Source organism: Pseudoalteromonas sp. 1181_04 (assembly GCF_052850545.1).
The window spans coordinates 1-7,697 of sequence record NZ_VXCS01000051.1; the positions used below are offsets into that span (position 1 = coordinate 1).

Annotated in this window: 11 protein-coding genes and 1 pseudogene; all 12 read right to left on the reverse strand. The window is 40.0% G+C overall.

All coding sequences use genetic code 11. The features are described from left to right. Positions 1 to 8: 8 nt before the first annotated feature. A complete protein-coding gene (locus tag FW757_RS22665) occupies positions 9 to 428 on the reverse strand; it encodes a tetratricopeptide repeat protein (RefSeq protein ID WP_182719692.1) in 420 nt (139 codons plus the stop codon). Beyond that, complete coding sequence (locus FW757_RS22670) at positions 425 to 850, reverse strand: hypothetical protein (protein WP_446441749.1); 426 nt, start codon at positions 848 to 850, stop codon at positions 425 to 427. The genes FW757_RS22665 and FW757_RS22670 overlap by 4 nt, the downstream gene beginning before the upstream one ends. A 4-nt stretch (positions 851 to 854) precedes the next feature. Further along, the gene (locus tag FW757_RS22675) at positions 855 to 1,226 is read right to left on the reverse strand and encodes a hypothetical protein (RefSeq protein ID WP_446441750.1); all 372 of its coding nucleotides are present in this window, start codon (positions 1,224 to 1,226) and stop codon (positions 855 to 857) included. Positions 1,227 to 1,486: 260 nt separating this feature from the next. Then, a complete protein-coding gene (locus tag FW757_RS22680) occupies positions 1,487 to 2,167 on the reverse strand; it encodes a GAD-like domain-containing protein (RefSeq protein ID WP_446441751.1) in 681 nt (226 codons plus the stop codon). Between the two features lie 7 nt (positions 2,168 to 2,174). After that, positions 2,175 to 3,047, reverse strand: coding sequence for a polymorphic toxin type 15 domain-containing protein (locus tag FW757_RS22685; RefSeq protein ID WP_446441752.1), 873 nt, complete (start codon positions 3,045 to 3,047; stop codon positions 2,175 to 2,177). 381 nt (positions 3,048 to 3,428) lie between these two features. Next, entirely contained in the window at positions 3,429 to 4,970 is a 1,542-nt protein-coding gene (tnpC, locus tag FW757_RS22690; protein ID WP_446441753.1) for an IS66 family transposase, read from the reverse strand. Between the two features lie 100 nt (positions 4,971 to 5,070). Further along, on the reverse strand, positions 5,071 to 5,412 hold the full coding sequence (gene tnpB / locus FW757_RS22695) for an IS66 family insertion sequence element accessory protein TnpB (RefSeq protein ID WP_446441754.1): 342 nt from the start codon (positions 5,410 to 5,412) through the stop codon (positions 5,071 to 5,073). Continuing rightward, positions 5,412 to 5,708, reverse strand: a complete 297-nt coding sequence (gene tnpA / locus FW757_RS22700) for an IS66 family insertion sequence element accessory protein TnpA (protein ID WP_404699427.1) — start codon at positions 5,706 to 5,708, stop codon at positions 5,412 to 5,414. Before tnpA ends, tnpB begins: the two co-directional genes overlap by 1 nt. Before the next feature lie 95 nt (positions 5,709 to 5,803). Continuing rightward, on the reverse strand, positions 5,804 to 6,148 hold the full coding sequence (locus FW757_RS22705; protein ID WP_182768425.1) for an immunity protein YezG family protein: 345 nt from the start codon (positions 6,146 to 6,148) through the stop codon (positions 5,804 to 5,806). A gap of 32 nt (positions 6,149 to 6,180) precedes the next feature. Beyond that, positions 6,181 to 6,681, reverse strand: a complete 501-nt coding sequence (locus tag FW757_RS22710; RefSeq protein ID WP_182740939.1) for a hypothetical protein — start codon at positions 6,679 to 6,681, stop codon at positions 6,181 to 6,183. Between the two features lie 33 nt (positions 6,682 to 6,714). Further along, positions 6,715 to 7,461, reverse strand: a complete 747-nt coding sequence (locus FW757_RS22715) for an Imm49 family immunity protein (protein ID WP_446441755.1) — start codon at positions 7,459 to 7,461, stop codon at positions 6,715 to 6,717. A 10-nt stretch (positions 7,462 to 7,471) separates the two neighbouring features. Continuing rightward, a pseudogene (locus FW757_RS22720) lies at positions 7,472 to 7,697 on the reverse strand (hypothetical protein); the annotation flags it as partial.

Below are 7,697 nucleotides of genomic sequence, written 5' to 3' on the forward strand. Positions count from 1 at the left end.
ATGTTCGTTTATAGCTGGACTTCGGACTTCAAAAAGTCATAGTAAAAAAGTCCATCTTCTTCATGATCTTCAAATATTTCTTTTCCGGCTAACATATAGGCCTTAAGTAAAGCATTTTTACTTCTTTCTTTGTCGTCTAACTGATAATGACATTGGCCAGCTCTAAAGTGAATAAATGGGTTATCGAGTGCTTCAGGGTAGTTTAATGCATCTAACATTGCATCAAGGGATTGTTCATATTCATCAAGCATATAATAACTATCACCGATAGATACTTTAAGCCAAACCGCTTGCTCCCAATCCTCATCTGGGTCGGTAAGTAAATCAAAGGCTTTTTGCCAGAGTGTAATTGCGCCTTGAAAGTCTTCTTCATCAAAAAGATCATTGCCTTGCTCGCAATACTCATCTATTTGGTCATGTACGTTCATTGGTTATACTCATTAAAAAAAGTTTTGTATTTTTTCGGCTGCTCTACAAAGCACCTGCCTTTAGAGATAGAGTTAGCTTTATCAAACCATTCATATGCTTGTTCAAAATCACCCATTTCAAATAATATAATACCTTTAATGAAGCTGGGATTATCATCATATGATATACAAAAATCAGAATTTAAGTACTCATCAATTAATGCTCTCGCGTCAGCTAATTTCTCAATTGCAATAAAATGTTCGCAGGCAGAAGTAATAATTATTAATGATTCTGACCATTGACTCTTCGGTGAAGGTACTAATTTGATTGCTTCTTGCATTGCAAAAAATGATTCCTCTATTTGGCCTCTCTTTTTAAATTCAAAAGATTGATCAAATTTTTCATTAATCTCATTGCTTAACTTTTCATCTAATTCTTTCATTTTTTTAACTTATCATATTGGGGGGGAAGTAGGTTTCTTTTAATTGAGCTCCCGCAGAGCGGTTTAAGTTGTAATGATCCAATGTATAATTATTAGGGTCAAGCATCCATTCTCTTACCTCTTTAGATTTTGCGCCGTATTGTCTGCCAGTAGTGGTGGCATTCTCAAACAAAGTACTGAATAACTCGATTATTTCGTCAGAAACAGCGATTGGTTGTTCGTTTGCATCCACTGCTGTTTGATAATGGGCTTTGCATTCAAGCTCGCTTTCATCTTCGCAATTTAAAATGAGTTGTGCCTCAAGCCATGGCTCTTTTATTTGCTGATAAAGGTACTGACCAAGTTGTTGGGGGATATTTTTTATATCTGGTTGCATATGCTGTCCTTAGCGTTATAAATGAGTTTAAAATTGAATGAACAAACATAAAGTTTGTCAATCTGAGTTAGTCCAAAGATATGGCACCAATGAATTCTAAAATAAACTTTCTGTAGCTAATTGGTAAGTTAATATTAAAAAACGTGTCGAATGAATCATCATGCGTGCCCAGGGATACGGCCATCTTGATGATTCATTAAGTTATGTACGCCAAATAGAGCTCGTTTAAAGCCCTCTACTAATTACATTTGCATACAGCGTTATTCGTACTGCTTAATAGCGCCACGTACCATAGAAGCCATATCAATAATTTCCATATCACCCATGTCGGCAATTAAATTCAAATGGGCAAAAATATCGCACTTTTCAATATTCTTGATTTTTTTCTCGCCACCCATAAATAAAAATGGCGCAAAGCCGTACACTTCATCAGCATTGAGTGGGCCATGTTTTTTTAATGCCGCAGGAAAAAGTGGTTTCTTTTGGTTGTTTTCTATATCAAGGTCTTCAACTTCTTGAAATGCTATAAAATTTTTTATTGTCCGCTCAGTTTTACCTGCTTTAATATCTTGTTCATTTCCTTGCTTAGTCCGCATCCAATTAAGGTAAGGGCTGATTTCCACAGAATGTCCGGTTTTCTCACCGTAGAGTTTTAAATTGCCCCAGGCATTACGCGCTATAACATAATAAATATCGTCGTGCTCAAACGGGGTGTCTTCTAAAAATCGGTCAAGAATGTCTTGATAATCCGCTGGATTTGTCAGCCAAAATAAACCATCGGCAAAGCCGCTGAAACCGAGTATTTGCCAGTATTCAAGTAGCTGGTCAGGCAGTTTCCCTCGATACGCTTCTATATCAGCGGTAGTCGCGGGTACAGTTGTTGTTGGTTGCCTAAATTTGCTTAGAAAATAATCTAAGGCGTCATCATTCGTTTCTATCATGGGCTCTCTACTTTTTATTTAACGGGCAGCGCTCAAGTTGAATGTTCAACTTAGCATCTGGGCCATGTTTTTTAAATGCTTTTTCAACTTGCTCATCCATTAATTGCACGCGTGTTTTATCCCCTTTTTTACTCCCTATGGGTGCTTTAGCCCACTGCGGACCTAAAGAGCCATTAACTCGTTTATCGCCCATACGCGATACGCTATCATACCCGCCTGCGCCCATATCAGGGTCATGTAATGCATGTAAATTGTCCATAATTTCTGTTGTCCTTTGCAAGGCTAGTTTTTCGGCTTCAGCATATGATACTTTTTTGCTGTATGAGTCTTTAAGGGAGCTCTTTAAATCTTTTTCGAAGTCTTTTCTAAAATCATCTTGCGCAGTTCCAGTACCTTTGCGCTTCATCTTTTTGTATCGCTCGCGGTTTTCTCTGTATTCACCAATGGTTAAATCATTCAAGCCATTTTCTTGATGTTTAAGCTGCCTTGCGTAATTATGCTCTAAAGCGCGTAAGTCGCCTTTATTTCTTTTCCTTAAGCCATCACTTGGTTTAAAACAAGGCACTTTGTAAGCTTTCATTTTTAATCGAAGTGGGTGAGTGTTTTTACTCTGTACCCCCTTTAAATCATTCCCTTTCGGCGGCTCAAGCTCATTGGCAACGGTTTTCTTCGGTTTGCCCACTACACCTGTACTTGCCGGTGGCTCAAACTCATCGAGGGCTTTGTTTACGCGATTGCCAATTTCTTGCGCGGCGTTTCTTACGCCTTGGTCTATTTGCGGGGTGACTTCATCAAGTTGTTTGACCATGGCTTGCATGCCGTCAATGGCCGAGTCTGGCAGTAGGAGGTCGTATTTCCAGCTGGTTGAAATATCTTGCAAGGTATCTCTAAAGCTTTTAATAATTGCTTTTACTTCACTGGCGGCTTGTTTGCCTAAATTTTGCCAGTTTATTTTACGTAAATACTGAACAGGGTCGCCTTTGCCTACTTTCGTTGGGTAAAGAGCCGGAATACTGCAATAGCGGCTTCCATCGATTCGTTGCTGTCATTGGCTTTATCATCAAATAATAGTTCGTTGTGGGCTGCGGGGGAATTATGTCGCGGGGTAAACCCGCTGCTACGAATGCGTAGACTCGAATTTACTTGTGCAAAAATGAAAGGCTAGGGCGCTAACTTTAGATTCTGTTAGTGCCTAGCCTAACAATATCCATGTTGTTAAAGAGCGGTAAATTATTTATTTGAATCTAGGGTAAGCGTATAGCTAACGACACCTAGCTTTGCTAAAGTTCCAAGGCAGAAGTGGCTCAAGGTTATCTGGCTGCTCTGCAATATGTTGTAAGCAAGTAGTAATATAGTCATGCACTACAAGATCATTTGCCTTTGCGGTTTCAACAAGACTATAGAGTACGGCACTCGCATGCGCGCCATTACTGGTATTTGAGAACAACCAGTTTTTTCGCCCTATTACGAACGGTTTTATGGCTCGCTCTGCGCGGTTGTTATCAATACTCAGCCTGCCATCATCGAGGTAACGCCTGAATTTCTCAAACTGATTTATCGCATAGGAAATTGCTTTACCTAGCGCCATTTGAGGAGGGATTTTATCTTTATGCTTGAGTAACCATTGATACAATTCATCAACGATTGGTTTGGCTTTTCTTTGCCTAATCTTGAATTTTTCATCGGCTGTTTTATCTTTGATGGCTTGCTCAATACCGTAGAGCTTGCGAATAAGGTTAAGGGCTACATCTGCTTTGACGGTTTTTTTATTATTCCCTTTAGCCTCGATGAATTTACGGCGCATATGGGCTAAGCACGCGACCAGTGTTGCCTTCGTTTGCTCGTACGCCTTGTAGCCGTCAACGTGCATGTAGCCTTCGTAACCATCAAGGAAATCAACCGCACATTGGCCCGCGCGACTGTTATGGTAATCTAACAGGACAATGTTAGTGCCTTTACCTGGTTTATCATCGCCACAACAATACAGCCACATATAGCTGGTTGCTTTCTCTGAGTTAATAACGTTGAGCGAGGTTTCATCGCCGTGAATAACCGCTTGAGATAGTAACACGTCTTTTAAGCGTTGATACAGGGGGGACAACAGGTCTGCGCAGCGCAACATCCAGCTCGACATGGTTTGCCGGCTCAACTCAATACCGATATCAGCAAATAACGTTTCTTGGCGATAAAGCGGTAAACCAAACTGGTATTTACACATGATTATTTGGCTCAATAAGCTGGGGGTTGCGATGCTTTTTGGAATAGGGATTGCAGGCATCTTTGCGGTTTTTACCACACTTTCAATCCCTTCTCGCTCACAGTGGCGACACGTATATTTTGGGCGAATGGTTTTGATTACTTTGATATGCGCTGGCACAAATTCCAGTGCTTCACTGCTGCTTTCACCCATTTTGTGAAGGGGGCTTTGACAGCAATCACACATTTTATCACCCTCATCAAGGTCAACAACGACCTCAACGCGGGGTAACTGCGCTGGCAGTGGGCGGCGTTTTGGTTTGGCTTTTTCTTTCTTTACTGAAGGCGATGTAGCCAATAGCGCTTTATCATGTTCATCGAGAATGTCTTCTGCTTCATTGAATACTTCGCCTGCACCGGGCATCTTTTCAGATTTCTTGGCGTACTCTTTGGCAAGTTTCGCGTTATAAGCTTGCAGTAATTCGTGAATTTGCGCGTCTTTTTCAGCTAACTCTTTATCTTTTTTAGCAACGACTTGTTGCAACTCAAGTAGCATGCGCTTGAGCTGTTCTGGGTCGTCAGGAAGTGAGTGTGCATCAGTTTTCATGTTCGCAATTTAGCAGAATTTGACGGTGTTTTCTTGCTTGATGCAAAGATAAAACAGACGATGTGGCAACGATCATTTACCGTCAATATGATCGATTAGATCATCGATTGATACTGCAATTCTTCATGACCAAGCACATCATACCCCGACAACAACCAATCCAGTTGCTCTGGACTGAGCTCAAATTCTTGCAGACTGGCTTTGTTTGGCCATTTGAACTTTTTTTTTCGAGTCGCTTGTACCACAATGCAAAGCCTGTTTTATCCCAGTAAACCAACTTGAGTTTATCTTTCGCTTTGTTGCAAAATAGAAATAAAGCGCCAGTATAGGCATCACGTTCAAGCTCACCTTCAACGATTGCGACCAGACCATCAATGGATTTTCGAAAATCCACAGCATCGCGGTGTAAGTAAATACACTTTGGTTCAACAAACATTTTCATCAGGCAAGCTCGCGGAGTAATTGGCCTAGATAAGATGCAGACGTTGTGGGAGGCAAACTGACGTTTACTTTTCCGACTTCGAGGGTAATCGACAGTTGGTGTTCGGTGACGTCAACGTGTTTAGCTACTTTAGCGCGAACAAAGCTGCCTGATGATTCATTAAGCTTACTTCGTGCGGCATAGAAGCTTGTTTTTGATAAAGCATGTTGCTGGCAATAGTCAGTGATAGTTAAATCGCTGGCTTGTTGTTCTTCAATAATACTGCGCCATTGTTCAAGGCTGCGTGTTTTTCTCATGGCTATCTCCTCATTGAAATTCGGAAATAGCTTAATCATTTTGACGAGTGACTGGCAGGTGCATTTTGCTAGACGCTTACAATCTAGGTTATGAATTAATGTGTTTGTTGTGCGGTAATAACGTCATCATCATTATTATCACGCTCAAAGTTGAGATTAAATTGACCTTGGCGATTAATGGTAAAAATAGCGCGTGTCCAGTTTTCTGGTTGGTGTTGGGTGGCTTTTTCAAATAGGGTGTTGAATAAATCGACTATCTCGTCCGTCACGGTAATCGGCTGTTCGCTTGTATCAGCAGCAGTTTGATAATGGGCTTTGCATTCAAGTACGTTTTCATCTTCGCAATTTAAAATGAGTTGTGCTTCAAGCCACGGCTCATTTATTTGCTGGTACAAGTATTGCCCAAGTTGTTGGGGGATGTTTTTTATTTCAGGTCGCATGTGCTGTCCTTAGCGTTTTCTATATAAGTTAATTATTGCTCAATGAGTACGACGATAGATTTACCTTGCTCAGCCGCATCTCTAAAGGTTACAAAGTATTTATCTCGAACTAGCTCATAGGCTTCGGGGTTTACTTCATCGTCTCCATCCTTTTCAATTTCAGCAATAATTTGCTGCCCTTCTAAGTTGCTAATATCAAAATTGTATTCTTCCTCCATTATCGCGTATAAATCTTTAACCATATCCGCAGGAAAAAAACCAAAGCTACCGCTGATATCCGCATCGGGTGGGAGTAGTTTGTGAGGATAAAAATTAAAGCTAGCAATCAATAATAAACGGCTATTACCCGCAATGGCGTCCCATAATTGCAACGCAGGCTCAAAGCCACGCAAATTTATTTCAATGCTTTGCCAATGAATGGCTTCTTTTTGAGTTATGTCTAATAACTGTTGGTATTTACTTTCATCATCACCGTCAAGCGAAGTAGGGTATCTATCTTCGTCAATAAGTGATAAGTGAATTAAACTGCTCATAGATAATAGGCTCGTGTTGTGTGATTATCGAAACTAATCAATTAAAAATAAAGGTAAATATAGTGAATCGGTTTGGCATTGCCAACCATGCATGTCTTTGCCTAACTTTGCCATAGTAAGAGCATTTAAACAGATAAAGCTTTCTTCCATATCTTTTAAATCACCAAATTTACATTCATCTTTATGCCAAGTTATGGCTTTGTCGATACTAGTTTGCCAACGTAATTCATCACCTGAGACTAAGGCCGAGATTGCTTCTAATAAAGGAAGTATATATTGCAGTACATCTTTGTCTTTAGTGTTTTTGGCTTCAAGTAAAGCAGCCTCAACATCATCTTTATTAATAGTTTGGCCTGTACCAATCGCTTTTAATAGTTCAGCGTATTGGAGTTTTGCTTGATGTTGAACGCTGGATAACTTTATTTCACTGTGTTTAAGCTTTTCTAAAACATCCTGCTCAGCAAAGAGAAGAACAACATTTAGCTCTTGTTGAATAGTCCAATCGTTATTACTCGTTTTTAATTTAGGGTCGAAGCCGCATAAAAAAGCAAACGGTGCTGCTTTTTCAAAATTGGGTTTTACTTCTGAGTGCTCTTCGAGTGCGTATTTAGCGTATGCAAGCATAAAATAGAAATCGGTTATTTTAAATACGCTATTTTTATTTTGTTCAGGGGTTCTAGTATTATCTTGAAAACGCTCTATCCATGCGGCCAAATGGCTGTTTGCACGTGAGATGTTTTCTTCTATATTTTCTATCGATAGTTGGTTTAACTGTAGCATTATCAATTCTCTATGGTAAAGGTTGTAATTTTCCTTCGACGACTTGACCGCCTTTTTCAACGGCTTCAATAACAATTTTATTTAACGGTATATCTAAGTCATTCGCATTGAATAAGTCGTTGCCTAGTGTATTTTGAGCCGGATATTTCTTGGATTTTCTCATGCTTTTAATTGTATTTTTTATCCACTTCGTGGTCATTTGATCGCCTTTCTTAGCTCCTTTAGTGAGCTCGGCG

What these genes read in the sequence shown, in the direction of transcription:
- FW757_RS22665 (WP_182719692.1), bottom strand. Translation starts at nt 428, where the DNA reads ATGAACGTACATGACCAAATAGATGAGTATTGCGAGCAAGGCAATGAT.
- FW757_RS22670 (WP_446441749.1), bottom strand. Translation starts at nt 850, where the DNA reads ATGAAAGAATTAGATGAAAAGTTAAGCAATGAGATTAATGAAAAATTT.
- FW757_RS22675 (WP_446441750.1), bottom strand. Translation starts at nt 1,226, where the DNA reads ATGCAACCAGATATAAAAAATATCCCCCAACAACTTGGTCAGTACCTT.
- FW757_RS22680 (WP_446441751.1), bottom strand. Translation starts at nt 2,167, where the DNA reads ATGATAGAAACGAATGATGACGCCTTAGATTATTTTCTAAGCAAATTT.
- tnpC (WP_446441753.1), bottom strand. Translation starts at nt 4,970, where the DNA reads ATGAAAACTGATGCACACTCACTTCCTGACGACCCAGAACAGCTCAAG.
- tnpB (WP_446441754.1), bottom strand. Translation starts at nt 5,412, where the DNA reads ATGAAAATGTTTGTTGAACCAAAGTGTATTTACTTACACCGCGATGCT.
- tnpA (WP_404699427.1), bottom strand. Translation starts at nt 5,708, where the DNA reads ATGAGAAAAACACGCAGCCTTGAACAATGGCGCAGTATTATTGAAGAA.
- FW757_RS22705 (WP_182768425.1), bottom strand. Translation starts at nt 6,148, where the DNA reads ATGCGACCTGAAATAAAAAACATCCCCCAACAACTTGGGCAATACTTG.
- FW757_RS22710 (WP_182740939.1), bottom strand. Translation starts at nt 6,681, where the DNA reads ATGAGCAGTTTAATTCACTTATCACTTATTGACGAAGATAGATACCCT.
- FW757_RS22715 (WP_446441755.1), bottom strand. Translation starts at nt 7,461, where the DNA reads ATGCTACAGTTAAACCAACTATCGATAGAAAATATAGAAGAAAACATC.